This window comes from Arsukibacterium sp. (genome assembly GCF_018402695.1).
Classification (GTDB): Bacteria; Pseudomonadota; Gammaproteobacteria; order Enterobacterales; family Alteromonadaceae; genus Alishewanella.
On the sequence record NZ_JAGYIM010000023.1, the window covers coordinates 28,986 to 54,308 of the forward strand.

The window sequence follows — 25,323 nt, forward strand, 5'->3', positions numbered from 1 at the left end:
TGTTATTTGAGCGACAAATCAAGCAGGCGTAAAATGGTGGATAAAATGGCAGGTAAAACTAAAAAACCACCAACAAATATAAACTATCTTCATGATTTAAAATAAAAATTATTTTAAATCAACGAGCAGATCCAGAACGTAGAATAGCTTTGCCAGCTTAAACTTCAGCCAGCTGCTTACCCCGGCTGGCTGTCAGCCAGTGTCTGGCAAGTAGCTCGTCCAGTTCTGCTCGCTTATCGTTATTGGCTATACTGGCCGGGGCATCGGCGCAGGGTTGTAACAGCATGTAATCTGCCCGGCCAGAATTTTTAATCTTATACAGCGCTGCATCAGCTAAATACAGACTATATTGCCAATCCCAGCCCGGCGGCTGAATGATGGCGCCAATTGAGCAGGTAATATTAACCGGTGCGCCCAGCTGTTGTTGCCACGGATAGTTGTGCACCAGTTGTTGCAGCCGTTCAATATAATGCTGAACCTCACTACTTTGCTCCAGTACCAGCAGAAACTCTTCGCCGCCCCAGCGAATAAGATGGTCATTACTGCGGCTATGTTGCTGCAGAATGCCGGCAAAATGTTTTAACACACTGTCACCAAGTTGGTGGCCGTAACGGTCATTAATTCGTTTAAAGTAATCTAAATCTAACAGAATCCAGGCCAGCGGCTGCTCACTGCGCTGCGCCCGGGCCTGCATTGCATCGATATTTATATCAAGATAATGCCGGTTGTGCAGTTCGGTCAGGGCATCTTGCATACTCATTTGTTGTAACTTCAGGTTGGCCTGGTATAACTCCTGAGTCCGCTCTGTAACCTGCCGGCTTAACTCTTTGCGGGCATTAGCCAGTGAAGCTAACCTCAGTCGATACACCAACCAGAACAACGCCAGCAATAGTCCCAGTAGCAACAAGCGCGCAGTTATGGTTTCATGCCAGTAAGGTTGTAACTGAATATCCATCGTTGCGGCGTCACTCCAGCGATAATCGCCGGCCACTTTAACCTGCACGTTAAACCGATAGTTACCCGGCGGCAAATTAGTGTAAAACGCCTCACGCCGGCTACCGGCATCAATCCAGTTTTGTTCATAGCCTTCCAGTTGATAACGCGTATCAATCGATGATGCCTGATAGTAATAAGGTGCGCTAAACCGGAAATGCCAGTCCCGCTGCTCTGGGGCTAATTTAGCTGCATCTCCATTAAATAGTTGATTGCCAGCAGTTAAACTTTCCAACACCGGTACCGGCACCGGCGCATAGCTGTTCAGACGGTCTAACCGCAAGCCAATAATGCCATTAAGGGTTGGAAACCAGATCCGTCCCTGATGAACCGCACCTTTATTGCTACCAGCACCATTACAACAGCGATGCGAGTCCGTGGCAGCCTCTGGTTGACGGTCATCAACTAACATATATAGTTTACTGATTTTACCTTGTTGCAACGCCGGGTAATCCAGCCGGTAAAAACCTTCAAAGTTACTGATAATCAGTTTATCGTTTACCAGTTCGGCATGCATAACACCATTGCCGGGCAAACCATTTTGCTGCGTAAAATGCTGCCATTCGCCTGGCTTACCTAAAACAAAACCCTGATCAAAGCTGCCAATAAGCATATTGCCATCGGCAAACTCGGTAATAACACTGATAAATCTATTGGCTAAAGGTATGTCGAGCACAGGTTGAAACTGCTCTGCATCCCGCAAATATAACCCTGATTCGGTGCCTACCCAAAACCGGCCGATACTGTCCGCAAACAATGCCCTGATACTTAATTCGTTTAATGGTGGCGTGATCCCTGCTGAGTTAATTCACCATTCTCCAGTACATACAAGCCACCATTGCTGCCTACCCAAATCCGTTGCTGCTCTGCTACCAAAGTGGTGATGAGCAGATGAGCAGTTTGTGGGAAATTCTTCTGCCAGGCCAGAGTTTCTGCATCCAGCAAACTCAAACCGGCCCGGGTACCCACCCAAAGATCATTCTGCTGATGCAACAAACTATAGACATACGGACTGGGTAACTGCTGATTAGCCAGTAACGGTTGAAATTCGCCATCCCGCAGCAATGCCATACCCTGACTGGTGCCCACCATCAGATGCCGCTGCCAGGGTAGCACGGCCCAACTAAAGGGGTCAGGTATACCGGCTTCGGTGCTGTAGCGCTCTGTCAGTGCGTTGCGCAACCGGATAACCCCATGGGTCCGGCTACCCAGCCAGACATTCTGATGCTGATCTTCCAGTATACTTTCAATCCATCTGAACGGCTTGTCTGGCGCGCCGGCTTGCTGCACCTGCATTATCTGGCCCGGTAACACCTGATATAAACCATTGAGCGTCGAGACCCACAATTGCTGCTGTTTATCCTGATACATCAGTTCAATGCGGCTGTCCGGCGCCGCACCCGGTAATTCCAGAGCCTGCCAACGACCCTGCTGCCAACTAAACAAACCGTTATTAGTTCCAAGAAAAACAACACTTCCTCTCACAGCCAGTTCTGTAACCTGTAACTCCTCGGTTGCGGCTGGTGCCGGGTACCAACGGTACTGTTGCTGCTGATAGGCAGCAAACCCATGCTGGCCACCTATCCATAACGTATCGTCCTGTTGCTTAAGCTGGAAAACCGGTCCGTTATGTTCTGTCACCGGTAGCAATTGTTGTTGCTGCCATTGATATAATTTATTGGCACCGATAAAAAAACGGCCATCGGTTAATTCAGCAAAACTGGTAATTGAACCGGGTTTAATATCGCTGATATCAATGGCCGTAAATTCATTATTGTGGTAATAGCTTAAACCATTGACGGTGCCAATCCACAGCCGGTTTTCGCTATCTAAATATAGTGCAGTAATTAAATTGGACTGCAGCTCTGGGGTATTAGCGGTATTGAAAACCGTAAACTGATGGCCATCAAACCGGGCCAGCCCTCCCTGGGTACCCAGCCAGATATAACCTTGCTTATCCTGTGCCATGGCGGCGACAGACACTTGCGGCAGACCGGCTTCCACTGACCAGCCCCGGTGTAATATCGATGCCTTATCCAGCGCACCGGGCATTGCCTTCAGGCCGGTACTCACTGTCAACAACATCGACATGAGTATTGCCGCCAAAAAATATCTGAACACCAAACCGGCTCCTTGCTCTGTTTACACCCTGATAATAGCTGTTACTCTACTAAAAAGCCTGTGCCAGTTTTTACCAAAAGCTGACGAATGGTGCTTTTTAGCCTCTCAACGGTAGTGTTGCGCTATTGGTCTTACCAGTGCTAAGCTCGATAAAGTATTGGCAATAAAGCAGGTTTATCATGTCATTGTTTAAAGCAAACTGGGGGCTCAGGCTGTTCGCCTGGCGCTATATTCCACTCATTGGTTTTTGTTCACCCAAAATTGTCCGGATCAGCAACAGCACGCTTGAGGTGACCATGCCACATAGCTGGCGTACTAAAAATCATCTTGGCAGCGTCTATTTCGGCGCATTGGCTATTGGCGCCGATCTGGCGGGTGCATTCCTGGTATTTTCTAAAGCCAAAGCCCGCGGCGTTAATGCTAACTTTGCGTTTAAAGATGTGCAGGGCCAGTTTTTAAAACGTCCTGAAGCTACCGTTCATTTTACCAGCAACGATGGTGAGACAATTGATCAGATGCTGGATGAATCGCTGGCAAGTGGCGAGCGGATTAATAAACCGGTTACGGTAGTAGTAACCTGCCCCAGTCTGCATGGTGCAGAGCCAATGGCCAGCTTCACCCTGACCCTGTCAGTCAAAGCAAAACCAAAGCGCTGAACGCCTGTTAAACAAAGCAGCAGGCCTGGGTTTGCGCCCAAGCGGCGGACAGTCTAAAATTGCCCTTTATTTATTCTGGCCTCTGGCCCTATCCGAGTGTAGCGATGCAAGAACTCAGCGGTAACCTTTTTATTGTCTCGGCGCCCAGCGGGGCTGGAAAATCATCTTTAATCAATGCCTTATTGAAAAACCATGCTGATATGCAGGTCAGCGTCTCCCATACTACCCGCCAGCCACGACCTGGTGAAATTGATGGTGTACATTATCACTTCATCAGTGTGGAGCAGTTTAAAAAGCTGATAGCCGACAACGAATTTCTGGAGTGGGCTGAAGTTTTTGGCAATTATTACGGTACCTCACGCAGCGCCATTGTCGCCAACCTGCGCCAGGGTATAGATGTGTTCCTGGATATTGACTGGCAGGGTGCACGGCAAATTCGCGAACAAGCGCCAGGCACCCTGGGTATTTTTATTCTGCCACCCAGTATGGAAGCGTTGCAGCAACGGTTGGTGCAGCGGGGGCAGGACAGCGAACAGGTTATTGCCAAACGAATGGCACAGGCGCAAAGTGAAATGCAGCATGCTGATGAATACGAATACCTGATTATTAATGATGACTTTAACCAGGCGCTGCGCGAGTTAACCCACATCGTATTAAGCCAGCGCAACAGCTTGTTGTCACAGCAAAGCCGGCACCAACAGTTAATGCAACAACTGTTGGCGAAACCAGCAAAATAGCGTAAACTATGCGGTCTTGTAATATACCTGAACACTCCGGAGTGGCGAATGGCTCGCGTAACAGTTGAAGATGCAGTAGATAAAATTGGTAACCGTTTCGATTTAATTCTGGTTGCGGCCCGTCGTGCCCGTCAACTGTCAGTGGAAGGCAAAGAGCCCATGGTTGATCGTGAAAACGACAAACCTACCGTGGTGGCGCTGCGTGAAATTGAACAGGGTTTTATTACTAACAGCATTCTTGATGAACAGGAAAAACGCGACCAGATGCAGCAAGAGGCAACTGAAATGGCCGCTGTTGCCGCAATTATCGGTTCTGATCAGTAAAAGTCCCCTGCCAAATATTGCCAGCGGCGCTTTAGCCGTTGGCATCTGCGTGTTTTAGACGTATATTCTTAACTAACCAGCATCATGAATTTTCAGCTGTCGAAGTTTGGGAGCGTTTGTGTATTTATTTGAAGGCCTGAAAAATCAAATTTCCGCCTATCTGCCTGCCGAGCAGGTCAGTCTGGTGCAGCAGGCCTATGTTGTCGCGCGCGACGCGCATGCCCCGCAAACCCGCTCCAGCGGCGAACCTTATATTACTCACCCGGTAGCGGTTACCAGCATTCTGGCTGAAATGCGGATGGACCATGAAACCCTGATGGCCGCGCTGCTGCATGACGTTATTGAAGACACCGAATACAGCAAAGAAGATTTAGCCCGGCTGTTTGGTGACACCGTTGCCGAACTGGTACAGGGGGTCAGTAAGCTCGATAAAGTTAAATTCAAAGATTATCAGGAATTTGAAGCCACAAACCTGCAAAAAATGTTTATGGCGATGACCCAGGATATCCGGGTAATTCTGATAAAACTGGCCGACCGCACCCACAATATGCGCACCCTCGGCGCCTTGCGTCCGGAAAAGCGCCGGCGGATTGCCAAAGAAACGCTCGAGCTGTATGCCCCCATTGCCAACCGTCTTGGTATTCATAATATTAAAAATGAACTGGAAGATCTCGGCTTCCAGGCACTTTACCCAATGCGCTACCGGGCACTGGGCAGTGCAGTAAAACTGGCCCGTGGCAACCGCCGCGAGTTGCTGGAAAAAGTGCAGAATGAAATTCGGGGCAGGATCAGCGATGCCGGTATTGAAGCCGATGTTAGTGGCCGGGAAAAACACCTGTACAGTATTTACCGCAAAATGAAAAATAAAGAGCTGATGTTCAATGACGTCATGGACATTTATGCCTTTCGGGTGGTGGTCAATTCTATTGATAACTGCTACCGCATCCTTGGTTTGGTCCACAACCTGTACAAGCCGATTGAAATACGTTTTAAAGACTATATTGCCATCCCGAAACAAAATGGCTATCAGTCGCTGCATACCTCACTAATCGGCCCACACGGTATTCCGGTTGAAATTCAGATGCGTACCCGTGAAATGGACGAAATGGCCGACAAGGGTATTGCTGCACACTGGATGTATAAATCCAACGGTGAGCACCAGGACACCACAGCGCAAATCCGGGCGCATCGCTGGATGCAAAGCCTGCTGGAGCTGCAGCAAAGTGCCGGTACCAGTTACGAGTTTGTCGAGAACGTCAAATCAGAGCTTTATCCGGAAGAACTCTACGTATTTACCCCAAAAGGTAAAATTGTCGAGCTGCCCATTGGCGCCACCGCAGTAGATTTTGCCTATGCCGTGCACACCGATGTCGGTAACCGCTGTGTCGGGGCCAAAATAGATCGCCGGCCCTATTCACTCAGCAAACCACTGGAAACCGGCCAGACCGTTGAAATCATAACCAGTCCTGGCGGCAAGCCGAATGCCAACTGGCTGAACTATGTCGTGACCAGCCGGGCCATTCTGGGAATTCGGAATTATTTAAAACGCCAGCAGCAAAATGAAGCAATCAGCCTGGGTAAGCGGCTGCTCACTTCGGCGCTGGGAGAAGTAAAACTGGAAGACATTGCCTCTGAGCGGATTGAGCAGGTATTAAAAAACGTCCACCAGCAATCCTTCGATGCGCTGTGCAGCGAAATTGGTCTGGGCAACCAGTTACCGGTGGCGATTGCCCGGCGCTTACTGGGTGAGTTTGAAGCTGATGATACCAGCGGCAAAAACAGCTCTCCCTTGCCAAAAAGCAATGCCTTTATTGTTGGCTCTGAGGGCATGCTGGTCACGTTTGCCAAATGCTGCCGGCCAATTCCGGGCGATGAAATTGTCGCCAACGCCACCCCGGGCAAAGGCCTGAATGTGCATCGCAGCGACTGTCGTAATATTAAAGGCTGGGAGCGCGACCCTGCCAAGTTTTTCCCAATTCGCTGGGATAACACCAGCGATAAGCAGTTTTTGTGCGATATCCGGGTATTTATTATTAACCGCCAGGGTGTACTGGCGAAGCTGACTACCCTTATTGCCAGCCAAAACTCAAATATTCAGGATCTGGTTACTGACGACCGCGATACCGGTGAATATGTGATTAAAATTACCCTGTCGGTGCAGGACAGGGTGCATCTGGCCAATGTCATGCGGAAAATCCGGGTCATGCCAGACGTGCAAAAAGTTTACAGAAGGAAATAATTTTATGTCGAAAGTCATTATTCGCACTGAAGCAGCCCCTGCTGCTATTGGCACTTACAGCCAGGCGGTAAAAATTGGTACCACTGTCTATTTATCAGGTCAGATCCCGCTGGTCCCTGCGACGATGCAGATGGTGTCAGAAGATTTTGCCGAGCAAACGCATCAGGTATTTAAAAACCTCACCGCAGTCTGTGAAGCGGCCGGTGGTAACCTGAATAATATGGTTAAGGTGAATATTTTCCTGACTGATCTGGGCCAGTTCGCCACTGTTAACCAGATCATGAGTGAGTACTTTGCTGAACCTTATCCGGCCAGAGCGGCGGTTCAGGTCAGTGCGTTACCTCGCAACGCCCAAATTGAAATTGACGGCGTGATGGAAGTGCCGTCTACCCACTGATGCTCAAAACAACAATAAAGTGCCACCTGTTAGCGCTGGTGCTGTGGTTTTGGCTGCCCCCCCAACCTGCGGTGGCCGAAATTCAGCCACAGCTTATTGAGCGCCCCACTCTGGTTTGGTGTCTGGATCACTTTCCGTATTTTCACGAGTACGATATCAGCGACACGCCTACCGGTCCGTCTGTGGTATTAATGCAGGAACTGGCGGACCGGGCTGGGTTTAAGCTGAGTTTTACCCCCCGCACTAACCTCGCCCGCTGTTTAAAGCTGATGGAACAGGGTGAGGTCGACCTGATGAGTAACCTGAGATACAGCGATGAGCGCAGCCAGTTTATGTATTTGCTGCCTTACAGTAACAATGTGGCAGAAAGCTTATTTATGCGAAAAGCCGACCAGCGGCTGATTGACAGTAAAACCCAGTTGCGGAGCCTGACGCTGGCAACCTTACGCCACTACTTGTACAACCCGGCCACCATGGCGCTGATAGCCGAAGAGTCACGCCATATTGCTCAGGTAGACAGCATAGAGGTCGCGCTGGAAATGCTTTTGCGTAAGCGAATTGATGGTATCGTTGCGCCTACTATCAGCACTACTGAAGCCATCAACGCTATCAGCAGTTATCAGCAACGTTTTAAAATTGCGCCGCTCGATTTCAGCGATGATACCCCTGATAATATTCACCTGGCTCTTGCCAGAAATAGCCCGAATGCCGCGTTAAAGTCCTTGCTGCAACAGCATTTAAAAGCCATGATTGATGACGGTACCGTCGCACGGCTTATCCGCAACCCGGAAAACCGACCTGATGTGAAAGAGCTTAAACTTCAACAACCTTAAACGTCAACACGCCCTAAACAGATTAATACTTTGCCTCTGTCCGTTCCCGGTTTACACTAAAAACATGCTTCCGCTACAGTAAGAGATCCCTTTGCCACATACCCGACTGGATAGCCTCAGCATCAGCCTGATCAAAGGCGTAGGTGCCAAAGTGGCAGAGCGCCTGGACAAGCTTGGCATCGCCAGTGTGCAGGACTTATTGTTTCATTTGCCCCTGCGCTACGAAGACCGCACCCGGATTTATCCGATTGCCGACTTAATGCCGGCTATTCATGCCACCGTGCTGGCTGAAGTAGTAACTAGCGAGATCCAGTTTGGCAAAAGACGTAGCTGGCTGGTAAAGGTAACCGACGGTAGCGGGTTTTTAACCTGCCGGTTTTTTCACTTCAGTGCGGCCCAGAAGAACGCGGTAACCCCCGGCGTTAAACTGCGGCTGTTTGGTGAAGTAAAACGTGGCCCACGGGGCATTGAAATGCTCCATCCGGAATACCGGGTACAACAGGATGACCAGCTACAACAGGTAGCTGAAACCCTTACCCCCGTGTACCCGACCACGGAAGGTATCAAGCAGGCCAGCTGGCGCAAACTCACCGACACAGCACTTGATTACCTGAAACGCTATACCCCGGCAGAATACCTGCCGCCAAACTTACTCAGTACCCCCTGGTCACTGGCCGACGCCCTGGCGTACATTCACCGGCCCCCGCCCGATGCCCAGCTTAGCCTGCTGGAGCAAGGCCGCCATCCGGCACAACAGCGGCTGATCCTGGAAGAGCTGGTTGCCCAGCAACTGAGCATGAACCAGCTGCGCAGTCAAAGCCAGCAACAACGGGCAGTTGCCCTGCCCCATACACCAGACATAGAGCAGACTTTTTTAGCCAGCTTACCGTTTACGCTTACTGGCGCCCAGCAACGGGTGGTAGCCGAGCTGAGGCAGGATTTAGCAAAGCCACTACCCATGCTGCGCCTGGTGCAAGGGGATGTCGGCTCCGGCAAAACCCTGGTTGCGGCGCTGGCCGCACTAACAGCAATAGGCCAGGGTTATCAGGTGGCGTTAATGGCCCCGACTGAATTGCTGGCCGAACAACATGCGGCTAATTTCAGTAACTGGTTTAGCACGCTCGGCATCCATGTCGCGTGGCTGGGGGGTAAAACCAAAGGTAAAGCACGGGATGAAGTACTTAACCAGCTGGCTGATGGCAGCGCCCAGATGGTACTGGGCACCCATGCGTTATTTCAGCAAAGTGTCAGCTTTTGCAAGCTGGCACTGATTATCATTGACGAGCAGCATCGTTTTGGCGTGCACCAACGCTTAGCCCTGCGGGAAAAAGGCGGGATGCCCGGGGTCTATCCGCATCAATTGGTAATGACCGCCACTCCAATTCCACGCACGCTGGCCATGACGGCCTATGCTGATCTGGATACATCAGTCATCGACGAATTACCACCCGGCCGCACTCCGGTAACCACGGTCGCGATCCCTGACAGCCGGCGCCAGGACATCATCGAACGGGTGCGGAACGGCGTTTTACAGGATAAACGCCAGGTATACTGGGTGTGTACCCTTATAGAAGAGTCTGAAGTGCTGCAGTGTCAGGCGGCGGAAGACACCGCCGCCAGTTTGGCCAATGCCTTACCAGAACTTAATGTTGGCCTGGTACATGGCCGGCTTAAAAGTAATGAAAAACAAGATATTATGGCGCGCTTCAGCAGTGGCGAGCTCGACTTACTGGTCGCAACTACAGTTATTGAAGTCGGGGTAGATGTCCCTAATGCCAGTTTAATGATTATTGAAAACCCCGAGCGGCTCGGCCTGGCGCAGTTGCACCAGTTGCGCGGTCGGGTGGGTCGCGGCAGTGCAGTGTCACATTGTGTGTTGTTGTACCATGCGCCTTTATCAAAAACGGCTCAGGCCAGGCTTAGCGTATTACGTGACTCTAACGATGGCTTTGTGATTGCCCAGCGCGATCTGGAAATTCGTGGCCCGGGCGAGCTGCTCGGCACCCGCCAGACCGGCTTGCTGCAGTTTAAAATTGCTGATCTCAGCCGCGATGCCGAGCTTATTCCACATGCCCGGCAACTGGCTGCCAAATTGTGGCAACAGGACCCGGCGGCGAGTCAGCAACTTATCCGGCGCTGGCTGGCAAACAAAGATATTTATGGCAATGCCTGAAGGAAACCCCAAATGAAAGAGTTACAACAGTTAAGTCCGCTGCATCTGCGCCAGCAGTGCCGCAGTGGCCAGTTCAGCGGCACCACTTCAGGCTTAGCGCCCGGCTTCGTCCAGGCCAATATGGCCATCTTACCTAAGCAATATGCCGCCGACTTTTTGCAGTTCTGTCACTTTAACCCCAAGCCATGCCCATTGCTGGGTATGGCCGCGCTGCCCGGTGCCACCGATATGCCAGCCCTGGCAGAGCAGCTGGATATTCGCAGCGACCTGCCCAAATACCGGGTTTTCCAGCGGGGCGAGCTAACTAATGAAGTGATTGATATCAGCGATTACTGGCGGGATGATTTCGTTACCTTTCTCATTGGCTGCTCGTTTTCATTCGAAGAGTCACTGCTGGCCGATGGCCTGGAAATCCGCAATATTACTGAGCAAGTAAACGTGCCTATGTACCGCACTACTATACCCTGTGTGCCAGCCGGGGTATTTCATGGCGGCATGGTGGTCAGTATGCGGCCGATGAAACCGGCCGATGCCATACGGGCTATTCAAATTTGCTCACGCTTTCCACAGGTACACGGCGCGCCGGTGCACTTTGGTGATCCGGCCGCTATTGGCATTAGTGATATTACTAAACCCGATTTTGGTGATGCCGTAACAATAAAACCGGGCGAAGTGCCGGTATTCTGGGCCTGTGGCGTAACACCCCAGGTCGCTATTGCCAATGCCAAAGTGGATTTTTGTATTACCCACAGTCCCGGCCATATGCTGGTGTTAGATATCCCTAACAGTAAGTTATCGATACTGTGAACATAACGAAAAAGTTATTCTCTCAGCTTTTAAAATAGTTGCGCAAGGTACTGCCGCTGCTGAACACGCTGATAATACTGCCCAGTACCCCGGCAATAGAGGCGGCAACAATGTGTAACGACTGGCCAGACGTTAACGCTATGCCACCAACGATCACAATGACCACGATGGCAAACGTCAGCCGGTAGTTTTTCCAAACCCCGGCTTCGCCCACTTTTACCAGCTGGCGCAAAGTTTCAGATGGTTCAGCATTTAGCACAAACTGGCGGAAACTGCGGTTTACCAACGCTAAGCGGCCGCGATTTACCCGCAGCAGGCCATTAATGGCCAGGTGCTCAATCATCAGGCAATTTAACGGATTAAGCTGATGACCATTGGCCAGATTAAACAGCGCCAGTTTTTCTTCGTTACTGCAGCTTTCCCATTTATACCGATACAAGGCATCGGCATGCTGCAGAATAAAATTCAGGGTTGCCCACTGGCGGGTGCTAAGGCCGCCGTTACCTCGCCAGATGCCTGGCTGTGGTTCAGCATGCTGCTGGTTTAACTGTTCTGTACTTACCGGCAAGGGGCCAAGCAGCGGATAGGCATTTATCTCCTGCTGCAACATATCGGTATCTAATGGTTCCGCCAGCGTTGCTGGCAGCTGCACATTAAAATTAAGCAGGCATTCCGACCAGGCCAGATATTCGGTTTGTTCCATTATCCGCTCACCGGCCGCTGCCAGGTCATCTTTTATCGTCAATCGTTGAAGCGTATTAAAGCCCATCACTAAGTTAAATTCGCTAAGCTGCCCCAGCAAAGTCAGAGTTTTAAATTCTGTGATCAGTGCTAACAGCTGCTGCCGCCGGCGCGGGCCATCCAGACAGGTATCTATCTGGCTCAGTGTGACCTGCAGTGGTCCACCCGCTTTGCTCTGCTGCACCATTATCGACATATTTTGCAACTGCAACTGATCATCGTGCTGCAAGATGGCACTTTGCCGGTAAAGTTGCTTAAAGCCTGGCTGCAACAGGGTATTACTGCTGTCGCCGCTATCCGCCAACTGCACATGTTTTAACAGCGTCTGCAAATTAACACCGGCAGGTGGGCACGCTGTCAGCTGCAAATGCAATCCGGCGACCAAACGTTTAGCGGCTACCGGCTGTGTCTGGTTGCATAACCGGTGGATATGGCGCAAAAAGTCACTGTCATAACCCAGTCTCTGCCACAGCACCCGTCGCACATACAGCTGCCATAACATCAGAAATAACAGCAATGGCAGTAAAAAGCGCAAACTCAGGCCCAGCAGCTGCCCGGCAGATTTAGGGCTGTTGCCACTGTCGTGTAACTGCTGCACTGCGTCATTGGCGGGGTCAAGCGGCGCAACCCTGACCAGAAAGGTTTTTACCCACTGCCATAAATAGGTATTACCAATAATAGTACTGAGCTTCGGGTAATCGTCTGGCAGGCCACTGCTACTGACGCCAGCACAACGTTGCTGAAAATCAGCATAAGACCAGTTAACCGGCAGCAATTGCCACGGCTTTAAGCGCTGCTCAGTAATCGAGTTTGGAAAGCGGTTTAATGCAAACTCGTGCAGCTCGGCCCGCTCACGGTTAAATTCGATGCATTGCATTTTGGCATAATGGGCTTGCAACGCCTGCTGCGGCACGTTGCTGATATACGACAGATAACTGAAAGGCAGTATGCTGATGAGGGCAACACCGCCGGCAATAATCAGTTTGGCCACAGGCCTGATCACCGGCGCCTGCGGTTTACGCTGGCGTAAGAACAAGATGCAGCTAGCCAACAATTAACAGCAATAAGCCAACACGTAACCAGGGTGACACCTGCTGCAGCTGGGCTGAGGGCAGCGTCAGCTGCAACGCAGTATGCAGCGCAAAAAAGCCGTACACTAAGCCCCAGACCAACGACACCAGCAGCAGTAACCGCCGGCTGTCAAACCCCAGCGGTATCGCCAGCCGGTTTTTTACCTGCTTGCTGTTAATCAGCCGTCGCAACAACTGCAAACCCGCGATCAACAATAAAAAGAACACGATCATACTGACACTGAATATCAGGAACTGGTTACTCATAATCGCATCGACATGATCCTGCGGGTAAAACAGCACCAGTGCCCAGTCATCGACCGGCGTGCCGGCCAGAATAAAATTGCCGGGCTGGCCATGATAAAAGCCTGCCAGGCCTGCTCTGACATCATTTCCGGTTGGCTCACCCGATTTAATCGTCTGACTTAGCAGATTATTTTCGCTGCCAATATAAAAAATATTCTCGACAAAAGTACGGCTGTTGTCGTTGTGATACAGCACCTTACCGCTGCGCCGTTCCACTATCATAAACTGCAGGCCATTGGCTGATGGCGCTGCCAGACTAACCGCAGGCAGCACCACATCGGCAACCAGCACAAAACCGGCATCTGCGCTGCTGCCAGCATCAGGTTCAGCCATCAGCGGCATAGATATGGTCGTGCCGCGGGTACCGTTATTAATGTTCAGCAATCGTTGAATATAAACATTATCAAACCGCCGGCCCGCCAAATTCAGCTGCCAGCCATTGCCGTTGCGTACCCGTTTAAAATAATCGCGGTGCGACAAATCATAAATTTTCGGTGCCGCATTATTCTCCAGATAATACGCCGATGGCAGGCTGGAACGGCCTGCGGCATCCAGCACCGTAACAGACAATAAACGGCTGGGTGTCACCACCTTATCCCGCCGGTAAAAGGTGCGCAGTGAACAGGGCGGGTCTGCCGTAACGTGCATAGCGGGTGGGTAAAAATCGAACACTAACTCAGCAGGCGGACAATCAGCAAGTAACTGCGGGTAGTTCACTTTTTGCAAATCACGTACCGGTTGCAGCAGTTCTGCATAGGCCGGGCTACCTTGCCAGTGTTGTTGATAATACTCGCGGTACGCCTGTAGCCCGGTAAATACCGCGTTAATATCGGTGGTTAAGCTGGCCCTCAGTTGCTCAACATAGTCCTGCGCCTGTTGCTGACGGCTTTGTTGCCAAACCGTCACGGTCAGATAGCTGAAAATCAACGCCAGCAACACCGCAAAAAAACCGTACGCTACCAGGTAACAAAAACTGCTGTACAGCCGGTTAACTGACTGGTTTTTCGGTTGCAGATACATCCGCAGTACCGACCAGACAAAGGTCAGGCTAACCAGGGTGGCAAACAATAACGGAATGTTCCAATAGCCGCTACCCTGCTCTGCCAGTTGCTGCCGGGGCAATAAACCAACCAGATATAATTGCGATACGGCCTTGTCATCCGCCGCATAATCTACCGCCACCAGGCCTGCGGCCAGTCGCATCGGATAAATAAACAACCGGTAATCACCATAAGACAGCTTCATATCCAAATGCACGCTGTAGCTGGGCAGGCGCGGCTCTGGCCGTTCACTGCTGTCGGTTACCTCACTGAAAAAGTCACTGAACTGCTGCTTACTGAGCGCTTCGGTTACGCTGGTCAGATTAACAAAAGAAATTGTGGTTTCACCGCCGGTGCTGGCCAGCACCTGGCTGTCTTCGGTGACGAACAGCAGCTGACTAAAGCCGCGCTCTGGCTCTGGCAAAAATCAGCATGCTGAATTTCGGCTTCAAGATAATTGACTGTGTTTTTATCCGGCCACTGGTACCAGCGTAATTGCACCTTATCCTGGGTTAGCCAGTAGCGGTTGGTGTAGTCCGGGCAGGCAGTATTGGCCTCAGCAACTTGTTGCTGCGGACACTCAGCGCTGAATTGTTGCCGCTTGGTGACTTTATAACTGGGGAATAAGGCGCGGATTGCCGTTTCGCTCTCCTGATAGTCGTATAAGCTTTGTAACTTAATCAGGTTTTCAGTAAAGGTACTGCTGGCTTCGGCCAGCACCCGAAAGTAATCCTGGTTGATCACACTGCCGCGGGCCTGGGCGTAACGGTAATAGCCAAACACAACCAGCGCCAGCAAGGCAGCCATCAGCAATATCAGGCCGGCAATCCGTTTCGGTCCGGACTTTACGGAAGTTTGCGCTGGCGCTGCGTCGCTGCTCATGGTGCTGGCCTTAAGTTAACAATTAAGTAATAACTTAAACTCAGCAAATTGCAAACTTGCATTGGCCGCAACGCCAATAAACCCGGCACAGCGCCAGACAATGAGTTTATGTTAGCAGGTCATATCCGCGATAAAAGTCTTTTAGCTTGTTTACTGCCAGCGCTATTGAGCAGAGTGCCGGCTTTGCCTACAATGGCTTACTTTAATTTTATGCAGATCACAGCCATGAACGACACTTCAACGAAAGACCTTGCCAGCGAACGACAAGCAGGCCCGCCCGGAATTACCCGACCGCCTCTCTGTTAACCCGCGCAGCAAACATTACGTAGAACAGATTTTTCAGTACGATGTCGGTATTAAGCTAAACGGCAAAGAGCGCTTTGATGTCGAAGAATACTGCATCAGTGAGGGCTGGGTTAAAGCCGCAGCCACCAAAGCACTCGACCGGCGCGGCCAACCGCTGCTAATGACCTTAAAAGGTAAAGTTGAAGCCTTTTATCGTTGAGTAAACAGATACTTTATCGCCACAGCAATCTCAACTGCGGGAGGCAGCATGCTACTTAATTGCGATTTAGGCGAAAGCTACGGTAGCTGGACCATGGGCCTCGACAGCCAGGTTATGCCCTATATCGACCAGGCCAATATTGCCTGTGGCTTTCATGCCGGCGACCCGGATGTAATGCAGCGCACCCTGCAACTGGCCAAACAGCATGGCGTGGCCATTGGCGCCCACCCGGCTTATCCTGATCTAAACGGCTTTGGCCGGCGCAGCATGCACTGCTCGCATAATGAAATAATCAACCTTATCCATTATCAGGTAGCGGCACTGGACGGCATGGCGCAGTGTCACGGCTTAAGCTTAAGCTACGTTAAACCGCACGGGGCGCTGTATAACGATATGATGAGCAAACCGGCAGTCTGGCAGGCGGTGTTGCAGGCCATCGCCAGTTTCCATAAACCGTTAAAACTGATGCTGCTGGCCGATAACAACCGTCAGCGCTATCAGCAACAGGCAAGCGAGCTTAAGGTTGAACTGTTGTTTGAAGCCTTTGCCGACCGCCGCTACACCGATGAGGGTAAGCTTACCCCACGCAGTGAAAATGGTGCCGTGCTGCATGGCAGCGAGGTACTGGCCCAGGTAAGCGAACTGATTAACGATGGCAGTGTTACCACCGCGACCGGCCAGCGCCTGGCATTAAACGCCGACACCCTGTGCGTGCATGGCGACAACCCGGGCGCCATTGCGCAGGTGGCGCAAATTCGTGCTTTGCTAAGCCGCGCCCAAACATGAACACCAGTAAGCCTCTGTATAGCTTAACCGTCGCCAGCGAAAACGCGGTGATGGTGTATTTTGAGCAAAAAATGGCGGCTGATATTGCCGGCTTAGTGCAGCAGGCTGGGCCGCTGATCCGCCACGCGCTGGGCCCACATTTACTGGAACTGCTGCCTTCTTATGCCTCAATTATGGTGGTATTTAACCCCTTTAGTACTGATCATTTCGCTGTTAAGCAGTGGCTGCAGCAGGCGCTGAGCGCCCTGACAGCAGGTAGCAGCAAACCCGGCCGCCGCGTAGAGCTACCGGTATATTACAGCGAACAAAGCGGCCCCGATCTGGCGCTTATTGCCAAAACCAAACAGCTTAGTGTTGCTGAAGTGATTAAACTGCATCAGCAACAGCTGTACCGGGTGTATGCCATCGGCTTTGCCCCGGGCTTTGCTTACCTCGGCGAAGTGGCTGAAAAACTAACGATGCCCCGCTTAAAAACCCCCAGGGCCAGAGTGCCGCGCGGCGCCGTTGCCATTGCCGACCGCCAGACTGCAGTCTACCCGGCGGTATCTCCCGGTGGCTGGAACTTAATTGGCCTGTGCCCCACCCCGATGTTTCAGCCACAGCAGCATCCGGCTATGCCGGTGGCAGTCGGCGATGAAGTACAGTTTGTCGCTATCAGCAAAGCCGAGTTTTTAGCTCTGGGTGGCGAGCTATGAGCCATTTCGAGGTTATTAACCCCGGCGTGCTGAGTCTTATTCAGGACGCCGGCCGTTTTGGCCAGAGTCCGCTTGGCCTCACCAACGGTGGCCCGCTCGATGCCGGCTCGGCTAACTGGGCGAACGCCCTGGTAGGTAACAGCGCTAATGCCAGTTTATTAGAGTGCAGTATCGGCGGTTTGCAATTGCAGGCCCATTGCACTGCAACTTTTGCCGTTACCGGGGCCAGTGTAACGGTTACCGTAAATGGCCAGCCAAAAGCGTTGTGGCAAAGCCATCACGTGCACAGCGGCGATATAATCGAATTAGGCATGGCAAGCCTGGGCTTGCGGGCATATTTGGCGGTTGCCGGTGGCTTTAACATTACCCCGCAGTTTGGCAGTAGCGCCACGGTAATGCGCGAAGGTATAGGTGGCCTTCACCAGAACGGCGCTAAGCTGCAGGCGGGCGATAAGCTACCGCTGACAAGCGGTACAACATTGCCAGCCCGGCAATTACCAGTGGCTATACAACCAAACTTCGACTTTAGCAAAGGCCTGAGTCTGCGCCTTATTGAAGGCTATCAGCACCAGATGTTCAGCGCGGTTCAGCGCCAGCGTTTCTATCTTAATAGCTATACCATAACGCCAAAAGCCGACCGGATGGGCGTTAAGCTCAGCGGCCCGGCCATCAGCTGCAGCAGCCAAAGCCTGTTATCCGAAGGCATAAGCTATGGCGCGGTGCAAATTCCGCCCGACGGCCAGCCAATCGTGCTGTTAAATGACCGCCAGACCCTCGGTGGCTACCCGAAAATTGGCAGCGTGTTATCGCTCGATTGCTGGCAACTGGCCCAGGCCCCGGCCGGCACCGTATTGCAGTTTGTTAAAACCGACCCGCAGCAGGCACATAATGCCCTGTTGCTGGCCCAGGCCCGCTTTCAGCGGCAGTTAGCAAACATGTAGAAACCAGGGCGGAGCAGCAGATGAGCACAACTGATTTGCTACTGGTTAGCCAGCAAATTGAACAGTTATTAGTAGCGCGCAATTTGCGCGGTATGCAATTGCTGCAGCAACAGTTGCGGCCCGGCTATATCTTGCGTGCGGCCAGACTGATTAACCAATGCCGCGGCACGGTGTTAATCGGCACCGGCTTTCCGGTACTCGATACCTTTGAAACCGACGGCCCGGTCGGCGCCATCGCCCTGTATCAATTGCTGGAGCAACTGGGCGCCAGGCCAATACTGGTTAGCGGTAACCCGCTCTGTTCGGTGCTGGCCAGCCGTTACCGTACTTATCAAATCAGCGTTAATCAGCAACACAACCTGCCGGGCATTGCAGTGGCGGCGCTGGCTGAACTGCAACCGCAGTTAATTATTTCAATTGAACGGCCCGGCTTTACCAGCGACAACCGCTACGCCAATATGCGCGGCGAAGATATTACCGCGCGCTGCGCCAGTTTCGACCACTTTTTAAGCCTGGCCAGCTGCCCGACTATTGGTATTGGTGATGGCGGCAATGAAATTGGCATGGGCAATATGGCGGCTTTCTTGGTCAGCTGAATATTACCCCGGCAGTAACCGAATGTGACGAACTAGTAGTAGCCGACGTGTCTAACTGGGCCGCCTGGGGTATTATTGCCATGGTGTCGGTATTGCAGGGCCGCAACTTACTGGCCGATGCCGCCCCGTTGGCCATTTTGCAGTTTTTATCGGCCCATGGCAGTGTCGATGGCGTAACCCGGCTCAATACCTTAACCGAAGATGGCCTGGCACATACCGAAGGCGAGCAACTGATTAGTGATTTGCAAAAGCTTTTGAAGATTTGCCAGAAATAGAATCGACTTACCCTAAGCCGACCGTTGCAGGCCTGGACGGCCGAATCGAGCCTACAGGGATGTATTCACGGCGTGTTGGTGTGGGTAAGCCGGTTCGGTTTCAGTGCTGCGTAGTCGTTTCCGAAAAACCGTTTTTAAAGTGAGAACAGCATGAGCATAGTGTATTTAAATGGTGATTTTATTCCGGCCGCAGAGGCCAGAATCTCACCTATGGATCGCGGTTTTTTATTTGGCGACGGCATTTACGAAGTTATCCCCAGCTATAACGGCCGCTTTGTTGGCTTTAAGCCGCATATTGCCCGCATGCAGGACGGTTTAGCTCAGCTTTCGATAGACCCGGCGCTAAACCTTAGCGACTGGCAAGCCATTTGCCAGCGCCTGCTGGCCGACAACCAGCAAACCAATGGCGACAACCAGGCGGTCTATATTCAGGTTAGCCGCGGCACCGACAGCAAGCGCAACCATGCCTTTCCGGCCAATATTAAAGCCACCGTGTTTGCCTATGCTTTCCCCATCGCCGCCGAACCCGTCGCCGATAAAAGCAAAGCCACCACCTATAACGTGGTAACCGGCCAGGATTTACGCTGGCAGCGCTGCCATATTAAATCAACGTCACTGCTGGGTAATGTGCTGCATTATCAGCAAGGCTACGCCAGTGGTGCCCAGGAAATTCTGCTGTTTGACAAAGACGGTAACTTAACCGAGGGCGCCGCAGTCAATGTGTTTGTAATAAAAGATGGCGTTATCGCCACCCCGCCGCTTACCACTAAATTACTGCCCGGCATTACCCGCTTATTGCTGCTGAATATTTTGCGCAAACACAGCAACATGCAAGTAGAAGAGCGGGATATTTCTGAGCAGGAAGTGTTTGCCGCCGACGAAATCTGGCTCACCAGTTCCAGCAAAGAAATTGCCCCGGTACTCAAAGTAAACGAGCATACCGTTGGCACCGGCGAAGTCGGCGATGTCTGGCTGGCCGCGCAGCAGCTGTTTAGCGCCCATAAGTATGATGAGTGATCTGTCTTTAAGTCCTCCGTCCTGCCCCTCCTTGCTAAAGAGGGGAACCTAACCCGTCCCACTTTAACAAAGGGGGACCACAGGGGGATTTGAATTAATTGTGTTCTGACCCCAATTTCTGCTGAGCTAAAAGCCGCATTTTAACCCGATCCCAGGTTCGGTTTGTTCAATCCGGCACGATCAATCAACAAGATCCTGCGGCCAAAATCTGGCCCTTTTTCCAACACAGAAGCAAAACAGCCGCAAAATTAATTTTAAAACTAATACCTTTGTACTATTAAATTTAATGACTTAAATAGCCCGAAAAAAACTATTTTTCTAATGCCAATAATAGCTTAGATATTTTTCGTTCATTTATTAACAATTAGCTTGCGCAACCCTGAAAAATAACCAAAATAGACGGTAGCCCAACGGCTAATTAAATCCTCAGGAGATGTAAAATTATGAAACGTGCACAACAAGGTTTTACCTTAATTGAATTAATGATCGTGGTAGCGATTATCGGTATTTTGGCTGCAGTAGCACTGCCAGCTTACCAAGATTACACAGTTCGTGGACGTATTGCTGAACCAATCAACTTGATGTCAGCTGCTAAAGTAACAGTTACTGAAAATATCGTTAACGACAATGGTGTTGTTGATGCTACAAGCTGTAATGGTGTTACACCTATAGCAACCGCAACTCAGAATACTCTTTCAATGACTTGTGCAGATGGCGTGTTAACTGTAACCAGTACAGCTCGTGCTGGAAGCGTTGTACTTACTAATACTCCGACCGTTAATGCTGATCGTACCGTTGTTTGGACATGTGCTGTTGACAATGCTGCTTCAAACAATTTTGTTCCAGCTGAGTGCCGTATCTAATTTCAAATTAGCGTAAAGTAGTGGTTTGATCCACGAAGACATAAAGCCAGCTACAACGCTGGCTTTATAATTTTTCTACCTCAATTCTTACAAACCTAGCTGAATAGAACCCAGAAAACTATAAACTTGAATAACCGCTAAATGCTGGCATAATCAACAGATTCACGAAAAATTAATAGCATATCAGGAACCTTACGCTGTATGGCGGTTAATGCAAATTCCACCCTATTAAAGCGCTTGTTGCAGCAAGGCATTATCGATAGTGATAAGGCCACTAAAGCGATTAGTGAAAAAAGCGGCAATTACCGCACCCTGCCGGAATTACTAATTAATGAAAAACTGATAGGCTCAGCCCGGCTGGCAGAAATGGCCACTCAGGTAAGCTCTGCGCTGAGTATTGACCTCGATTATTACGACCTGGTGTCAGTGCCGGAAGACCTACGCAATGAAAAGCTGGTTCGTAAAAACGATATGCTGCCGCTGGCCAAACGCGGCCGCAATATGTACCTGGCAGTGGTTGACCCGACTAATATCGCAGCAATAGAAGACTTTGAATTCAATACCGGCTTAAATGCTGAAGTGGTGGTGGTTGAGTTTGATAAGCTGCAAAAGCTGATTGAAAAGCTGTTTGATAGCAGTTTTAACCTGGCTGGCGATGCCGCCGACTGGGATTTAGGTTCGTTAGGCATAGTCGAAGAGCACGAAGATGAGAGGTGGGGTTCAGACCGATAAAGAAGACCAGCCGATTATTGCCTTTATTAATAAAATGCTGCTCGGATGCCATTCGTAAAGGCGCCTCGGACCTGCACTTTGAGCCCTATGAGAAACTATACCGCATTCGCTTTCGGATAGACGGCATTCTGCATGAAGTGGCTAACCCGCCAGTGGCGCTGGCCAGCAGGCTATCGGCGCGGTTAAAGGTAATGTCGCGGCTTGATATCGCCGAAAAGCGGGTACCACAGGATGGCCGGATTAAGTTAAAACTGTCGGCTAAAAAATCGATCGATTTTCGGGTCAGCAGCCTGCCGACCTTATGGGGCGAGAAAATTGTAATGCGTATTCTCGATTCCGACAGCGCTATGCTGGGGATAGACGTATTAGGCTATGAAGATATTCAGAAACAGCGCTATTTAGCGGCACTGGCCCAGCCACAGGGCATGATCTTAGTTACCGGGCCGACTGGTAGCGGTAAAACGGTATCCCTTTACACTGGTCTCGCCATTCTGAATACCAGTGAGACTAATATCTCCACCGCCGAAGATCCGGTCGAAATTAACCTCACCGGGATTAACCAGGTGCAGGTAAACCCGCGCGCTGGCCTCACCTTCGCCGCTGCACTGAAATCGTTTTTACGCCAGGATCCTGATGTAGTGATGGTCGGTGAAGTCCGCGACCTAGAAACCGCCGAAATAGCCATTAAAGCGGCTCAGACTGGTCACTTAGTGTTATCGACCTTGCACACTAACTCGGCCCCGGAAACCTTAACCCGTTTATTAAATATGGGCGTGCCGGCCTATAACGTTGCCAGTTCGGTTAGTTTAATTATTGCCCAGCGCCTGGCGCGGCGGCTTTGCCCGCAGTGTAAGGCACCGGAAAAACTGCCCGAGCAGGAATTACTGCGCCAGGGTTTTACCGAAGATCAGTTGGCCAGCATTACTATTTTTAAACCGGTCGGTTGTGATCATTGCACTAATGGTTATAAAGGTCGGGTCGGCATTTACGAAGTCATGCCGATTAGCGGCAAAATGGCCGATATTATAATGGCCGATGGTAACTCACTGGATATTGCCACCCAGGCGCAAAAAGAAGGCATTAATAACCTGCGTCAGTCGGGGCTGATAAAAGCCGCCGCCGGGGTAACCAGCCTGGCGGAAGTAAACCGGGTGACTAAAGGTTAGCACGTGACAAGTGACAAGTGACAAGTGACAAGTGACAAGTGACAAGTGACAAGTGACAAGTGACTAAAAATTTTACATCCGGCGCCCTGGCGCTGCAACAGGACAATTAGTATGGCTCAGGCACAAAAATTTAAAATTAAAGAGCTGGAAATATACCAATATAAAGGGGTAAACCGCCGCGGTAAAAAAGCCGATGGCGAGCTAAAAGGCAATAGTATTGCCGAAGTCAAAGCCCTGTTGCGCCAGCAGGGCATTACCCCTTCTAAAGTTAAACGCAAACCGAAATCTTTATTTAGCGGTGAGAAAAATTACCGCTATGGATATTGCAGTGGTCACCCGCCAGATTGCTACCATGCTCGGTGCCGGCGTGCCGCTGGTGCAAAGTGTCGATTTAATTGCCAATGGGGCCGATAATAAAAGCCTGCGCACTTTAATGCAGAAAATTTCGGTAAAAATTCAGTCGGGTTTGCCGCTGTCAGAAGTGCTACGTGAGCACCCGAAGTATTTTGATGAGCTCTATTGCGATTTAGTGAAATCAGGTGAGCAATCCGGTGCGCTTGGACCGGATTTTTGACCGCATAGCGATTTATAAAGAAAAAGCCGAAGCGCTTAAATCAAAAATTAAAAAAGCCATGTTTTACCCGGTAGCGGTACTGGTAGTGGCCGCTATAGTAACCTCAGTTTTATTGATTTTTGTAGTGCCGCAGTTTGCTGAAATTTTTGCCGGTTTTGGTGCTGAATTACCGGCGTTCACTCAATTAGTACTGGGTATCTCAGAAATGATGCAGCAGTATTGGTGGGTGGTGCTCGCAGGTATTTTTGTCTTTGGCTATGTGGTTAAAAAGACTTATGTCAATAACTTGAAGTTCAGGACCATGGCCGATGGTTGATTCTAAAGGCGCCGGTTATCGGCAATATTTTAAATAAAGCGGCAGTGGCGCGCTTTGCCCGCAACCTTATCGACTACCTTTGCCGCTGGCGTGCCTTTAATAGAAGCGTTGGAATCAGCCGCCGGCGCATCAGGCAATGAAGTCTATCGCAATGCCATTATGCATGTCCGGGAAGAAGTGTCGTCCGGCACCCAGATGTATCTAGCCGATGAAACAAACCGACCAGTTTCCGGAAATGGTTATTCAGATGGTCTCAATTGGCGAAGAGTCCGGTGCTTTAGATGGTATGCTGGAGAAAGTCGCCAATATTTATGAGCAGGAAGTGGATGATGCCGTTGATGGTTTAACCGCGCTGCTCGAGCCAATGATTATGGCAGTACTAGGTGTGGTAATCGGCGGCTTAATAATTGCCATGTACCTGCCCATTTTCCAGATGGGTTCGATTGTATAATGGCGGAATTTGCCAGCTATTTAAGCCAGCATAACTGGCTGTTTATCACCTTAGTCGCGCTGCTGAGTTTATTAATTGGCAGTTTTTTAAATGTACTGGTATACCGGCTGCCGAAAATGATGGAGCGCGAGTGGCAACAGGAATATCAGGCGTATTTTCAATGCCAACACCGACACAAACATAGCGAACAGTAAGACAGCAGCAACACCTGAGCGCTTTAACCTGGCGGTGCCGCGATCGCGCTGCCCTGCATGTAATACGCCAATTGCCGCGCGCGATAATATTCCGGTACTTAGCTGGTTACTGTTAAAAGGCCGCTGCAGGCACTGTAAAGCGCCAATAAGCAGCCGTTACCCGGCAGTAGAGGCGTTAACCGCTGTCATGTCGGCCTTAGTGGCCTGGCAATATGGCTTTGGCACCCTGGCGCTGGTGCTGATATTTGTGACCTGGGGCTTAATAGCGCTCAGTTTTATTGATATCGATACCATGCTGTTACCTGATAGCCTGACCCTGCCGCTATTATGGCTGGCCTTGCTATTTAGCCTGACCGATTCAGCTTTAGTTAATCCTGCCCAAGCCATTATTGGCGCCGCTGCCGGCTACCTGAGTTTATGGCTGGTGTACTGGGGCTTTAAACTGCTGACCGGTAAGGAAGGTATGGGTTATGGCGATTTTAAATTACTGGCCATTTTTGGCGCCCTGCTCGGCTGGCAACAGCTGCCGCTGATTATTTTATTGTCGTCGTTAGTCGGCGCGGTAATTGGTGCCAGCATGCTGGCCATTCAGGGCCGCGATAAGGCCACACCCATTCCGTTTGGCCCTTACATTGCTGCGGCTGGTTTTATTGCCTTGCTGTGGGGTGAGCAGTTAACCAATGCCTACCTGAGTTACCTTGGCCTAGCAGTCCGTGCGCAAGCTCAGCTGTGGCAAGACCGCTGACAGCAAAGCAGTTGATAAAGAACCGCGCTTTATTGTTGGTTTAACCGGCGGTATTGGCTCGGGCAAGTCGACCGTCGCCAGCTTGTTTAACCAGCTTGGTATACCCTCGGTCGATGCTGATCTGGTCGCCCGCGAAATAGTCGGCTAA

At 50.8% G+C, this 25,323-nt stretch carries 24 protein-coding genes and 3 pseudogenes; 22 read left to right on the forward strand and 5 right to left on the reverse strand.

Annotation, left to right across the window (positions count from 1 at the left end; translation table 11 throughout):
• Positions 1 to 157 precede the first annotated feature (157 nt).
• Positions 158 to 1,750 (reverse strand): GGDEF domain-containing protein, encoded by a 1,593-nt coding sequence (locus tag KG631_RS15215; RefSeq protein WP_214000526.1) that lies wholly within the window; start codon positions 1,748 to 1,750, stop codon positions 158 to 160.
• A 20-nt stretch (positions 1,751 to 1,770) separates the two neighbouring features.
• Positions 1,771 to 3,114 (reverse strand): two-component regulator propeller domain-containing protein, encoded by a 1,344-nt coding sequence (locus KG631_RS15220; protein ID WP_214000527.1) that lies wholly within the window; start codon positions 3,112 to 3,114, stop codon positions 1,771 to 1,773.
• 179 nt (positions 3,115 to 3,293) lie between these two features.
• Between KG631_RS15220 and KG631_RS15225 the strand changes: the two genes are divergently transcribed.
• The 8 genes from KG631_RS15225 to KG631_RS15260 all read left to right on the forward strand — a co-directional run bounded on the left by KG631_RS15225 (position 3,294) and on the right by KG631_RS15260 (position 11,280).
• The gene (locus KG631_RS15225; RefSeq protein WP_214000528.1) at positions 3,294 to 3,770 is read left to right on the forward strand and encodes a DUF4442 domain-containing protein; all 477 of its coding nucleotides are present in this window, start codon (positions 3,294 to 3,296) and stop codon (positions 3,768 to 3,770) included.
• 104 nt (positions 3,771 to 3,874) lie between these two features.
• Positions 3,875 to 4,507 (forward strand): guanylate kinase, encoded by a 633-nt coding sequence (gmk, locus tag KG631_RS15230; protein WP_214000529.1) that lies wholly within the window; start codon positions 3,875 to 3,877, stop codon positions 4,505 to 4,507.
• A gap of 48 nt (positions 4,508 to 4,555) precedes the next feature.
• Positions 4,556 to 4,831, forward strand: a complete 276-nt coding sequence (rpoZ, locus tag KG631_RS15235; RefSeq protein ID WP_214000530.1) for a DNA-directed RNA polymerase subunit omega — start codon at positions 4,556 to 4,558, stop codon at positions 4,829 to 4,831.
• Positions 4,832 to 4,949: 118 nt separating this feature from the next.
• Complete coding sequence (spoT, locus tag KG631_RS15240; RefSeq protein WP_214000531.1) at positions 4,950 to 7,070, forward strand: bifunctional GTP diphosphokinase/guanosine-3',5'-bis pyrophosphate 3'-pyrophosphohydrolase; 2,121 nt, start codon at positions 4,950 to 4,952, stop codon at positions 7,068 to 7,070.
• Between the two features lie 4 nt (positions 7,071 to 7,074).
• Positions 7,075 to 7,467, forward strand: a complete 393-nt coding sequence (locus KG631_RS15245; protein ID WP_214000532.1) for a RidA family protein — start codon at positions 7,075 to 7,077, stop codon at positions 7,465 to 7,467.
• Positions 7,467 to 8,300 carry a transporter substrate-binding domain-containing protein gene (locus KG631_RS15250; protein ID WP_214000533.1) on the forward strand — a complete coding sequence of 278 codons (834 nt, stop codon included), beginning with the start codon at positions 7,467 to 7,469 and terminating at the stop codon, positions 8,298 to 8,300. The genes KG631_RS15245 and KG631_RS15250 overlap by 1 nt, the downstream gene beginning before the upstream one ends.
• Before the next feature lie 91 nt (positions 8,301 to 8,391).
• Entirely contained in the window at positions 8,392 to 10,473 is a 2,082-nt protein-coding gene (gene recG, locus KG631_RS15255; RefSeq protein ID WP_214000534.1) for an ATP-dependent DNA helicase RecG, read from the forward strand.
• A 12-nt stretch (positions 10,474 to 10,485) separates the two neighbouring features.
• Complete coding sequence (locus tag KG631_RS15260) at positions 10,486 to 11,280, forward strand: putative hydro-lyase (protein WP_214000535.1); 795 nt, start codon at positions 10,486 to 10,488, stop codon at positions 11,278 to 11,280.
• A 22-nt stretch (positions 11,281 to 11,302) separates the two neighbouring features.
• On the opposite strand, the gene KG631_RS15265 is transcribed toward KG631_RS15260, so the two are convergent.
• From KG631_RS15265 to KG631_RS15275, 3 genes are read right to left on the reverse strand one after another with little or no spacing between them, the layout of a single operon-like run.
• Positions 11,303 to 13,012, reverse strand: a complete 1,710-nt coding sequence (locus KG631_RS15265) for a hypothetical protein (RefSeq protein ID WP_214000536.1) — start codon at positions 13,010 to 13,012, stop codon at positions 11,303 to 11,305.
• A 52-nt stretch (positions 13,013 to 13,064) separates the two neighbouring features.
• Positions 13,065 to 14,861, reverse strand: a complete 1,797-nt coding sequence (locus KG631_RS15270; RefSeq protein ID WP_214000537.1) for a hypothetical protein — start codon at positions 14,859 to 14,861, stop codon at positions 13,065 to 13,067.
• A complete protein-coding gene (locus tag KG631_RS15275; RefSeq protein ID WP_214000538.1) occupies positions 14,756 to 15,319 on the reverse strand; it encodes a hypothetical protein in 564 nt (187 codons plus the stop codon). The genes KG631_RS15270 and KG631_RS15275 overlap by 106 nt, the downstream gene beginning before the upstream one ends.
• 250 nt (positions 15,320 to 15,569) lie before the next feature.
• On the opposite strand from KG631_RS15275, the gene KG631_RS15280 reads away from it, so the two are divergent.
• From KG631_RS15280 to KG631_RS19295, 14 genes and pseudogenes are all read left to right on the forward strand, one after another.
• On the forward strand, positions 15,570 to 15,824 hold the full coding sequence (locus tag KG631_RS15280; protein ID WP_214000539.1) for a DUF3297 family protein: 255 nt from the start codon (positions 15,570 to 15,572) through the stop codon (positions 15,822 to 15,824).
• A gap of 48 nt (positions 15,825 to 15,872) precedes the next feature.
• A complete protein-coding gene (locus KG631_RS15285; RefSeq protein WP_214000540.1) occupies positions 15,873 to 16,610 on the forward strand; it encodes a 5-oxoprolinase subunit PxpA in 738 nt (245 codons plus the stop codon).
• Positions 16,607 to 17,305, forward strand: coding sequence for a 5-oxoprolinase subunit PxpB (gene pxpB / locus KG631_RS15290; RefSeq protein ID WP_214000541.1), 699 nt, complete (start codon positions 16,607 to 16,609; stop codon positions 17,303 to 17,305). The genes KG631_RS15285 and pxpB overlap by 4 nt, the downstream gene beginning before the upstream one ends.
• Positions 17,302 to 18,246, forward strand: a complete 945-nt coding sequence (locus KG631_RS15295; protein WP_214000542.1) for a biotin-dependent carboxyltransferase family protein — start codon at positions 17,302 to 17,304, stop codon at positions 18,244 to 18,246. Before pxpB ends, KG631_RS15295 begins: the two co-directional genes overlap by 4 nt.
• Before the next feature lie 20 nt (positions 18,247 to 18,266).
• Complete coding sequence (locus KG631_RS15300) at positions 18,267 to 18,842, forward strand: glutamate cyclase domain-containing protein (RefSeq protein ID WP_301003883.1); 576 nt, start codon at positions 18,267 to 18,269, stop codon at positions 18,840 to 18,842.
• A 47-nt stretch (positions 18,843 to 18,889) separates the two neighbouring features.
• Positions 18,890 to 19,117 carry a glutamate cyclase domain-containing protein gene (locus KG631_RS18990; RefSeq protein WP_365869203.1) on the forward strand — a complete coding sequence of 76 codons (228 nt, stop codon included), beginning with the start codon at positions 18,890 to 18,892 and terminating at the stop codon, positions 19,115 to 19,117.
• Between the two features lie 150 nt (positions 19,118 to 19,267).
• Positions 19,268 to 20,134, forward strand: coding sequence for a D-amino acid aminotransferase (locus KG631_RS15305; protein WP_214000543.1), 867 nt, complete (start codon positions 19,268 to 19,270; stop codon positions 20,132 to 20,134).
• A gap of 443 nt (positions 20,135 to 20,577) precedes the next feature.
• Positions 20,578 to 20,997, forward strand: a complete 420-nt coding sequence (locus tag KG631_RS15310; RefSeq protein WP_214000544.1) for a pilin — start codon at positions 20,578 to 20,580, stop codon at positions 20,995 to 20,997.
• Positions 20,998 to 21,198: 201 nt separating this feature from the next.
• Positions 21,199 to 22,895, forward strand: a pseudogene (pilB, locus tag KG631_RS15315) (type IV-A pilus assembly ATPase PilB).
• A 111-nt stretch (positions 22,896 to 23,006) separates the two neighbouring features.
• A pseudogene (locus KG631_RS15320) lies at positions 23,007 to 24,236 on the forward strand (type II secretion system F family protein).
• On the forward strand, positions 24,236 to 24,430 hold the full coding sequence (locus KG631_RS19280) for a hypothetical protein (RefSeq protein WP_365869205.1): 195 nt from the start codon (positions 24,236 to 24,238) through the stop codon (positions 24,428 to 24,430). Before KG631_RS15320 ends, KG631_RS19280 begins: the two are co-directional and overlap by 1 nt.
• Positions 24,431 to 24,464: 34 nt before the next feature.
• Positions 24,465 to 24,584, forward strand: a pseudogene (locus tag KG631_RS19285) (prepilin peptidase); the annotation flags it as partial.
• Between the two features lie 33 nt (positions 24,585 to 24,617).
• On the forward strand, positions 24,618 to 25,175 hold the full coding sequence (locus KG631_RS19290; RefSeq protein ID WP_365869247.1) for an A24 family peptidase: 558 nt from the start codon (positions 24,618 to 24,620) through the stop codon (positions 25,173 to 25,175).
• On the forward strand, positions 25,144 to 25,323 hold the full coding sequence (locus KG631_RS19295; RefSeq protein ID WP_365869207.1) for a dephospho-CoA kinase: 180 nt from the start codon (positions 25,144 to 25,146) through the stop codon (positions 25,321 to 25,323). Before KG631_RS19290 ends, KG631_RS19295 begins: the two co-directional genes overlap by 32 nt.

Excerpts from the sequence above, each read along its gene's own strand:
- KG631_RS15300 (WP_301003883.1), top strand. The coding sequence starts at position 18,267 with ATGAGCACAACTGATTTGCTACTGGTTAGCCAGCAAATTGAACAGTTA.
- gmk (WP_214000529.1), top strand. The coding sequence starts at position 3,875 with ATGCAAGAACTCAGCGGTAACCTTTTTATTGTCTCGGCGCCCAGCGGG.
- KG631_RS15285 (WP_214000540.1), top strand. The coding sequence starts at position 15,873 with ATGCTACTTAATTGCGATTTAGGCGAAAGCTACGGTAGCTGGACCATG.
- KG631_RS19280 (WP_365869205.1), top strand. The coding sequence starts at position 24,236 with ATGGCGGAATTTGCCAGCTATTTAAGCCAGCATAACTGGCTGTTTATC.
- KG631_RS15305 (WP_214000543.1), top strand. The coding sequence starts at position 19,268 with ATGAGCATAGTGTATTTAAATGGTGATTTTATTCCGGCCGCAGAGGCC.
- KG631_RS15225 (WP_214000528.1), top strand. The coding sequence starts at position 3,294 with ATGTCATTGTTTAAAGCAAACTGGGGGCTCAGGCTGTTCGCCTGGCGC.
- rpoZ (WP_214000530.1), top strand. The coding sequence starts at position 4,556 with ATGGCTCGCGTAACAGTTGAAGATGCAGTAGATAAAATTGGTAACCGT.
- KG631_RS15275 (WP_214000538.1), bottom strand. The coding sequence starts at position 15,319 with ATGAGCAGCGACGCAGCGCCAGCGCAAACTTCCGTAAAGTCCGGACCG.
- KG631_RS15250 (WP_214000533.1), top strand. The coding sequence starts at position 7,467 with ATGCTCAAAACAACAATAAAGTGCCACCTGTTAGCGCTGGTGCTGTGG.
- pxpB (WP_214000541.1), top strand. The coding sequence starts at position 16,607 with ATGAACACCAGTAAGCCTCTGTATAGCTTAACCGTCGCCAGCGAAAAC.
- KG631_RS19290 (WP_365869247.1), top strand. The coding sequence starts at position 24,618 with ATGTCGGCCTTAGTGGCCTGGCAATATGGCTTTGGCACCCTGGCGCTG.
- KG631_RS15310 (WP_214000544.1), top strand. The coding sequence starts at position 20,578 with ATGAAACGTGCACAACAAGGTTTTACCTTAATTGAATTAATGATCGTG.
- KG631_RS15295 (WP_214000542.1), top strand. The coding sequence starts at position 17,302 with ATGAGCCATTTCGAGGTTATTAACCCCGGCGTGCTGAGTCTTATTCAG.
- KG631_RS15245 (WP_214000532.1), top strand. The coding sequence starts at position 7,075 with ATGTCGAAAGTCATTATTCGCACTGAAGCAGCCCCTGCTGCTATTGGC.
- KG631_RS15260 (WP_214000535.1), top strand. The coding sequence starts at position 10,486 with ATGAAAGAGTTACAACAGTTAAGTCCGCTGCATCTGCGCCAGCAGTGC.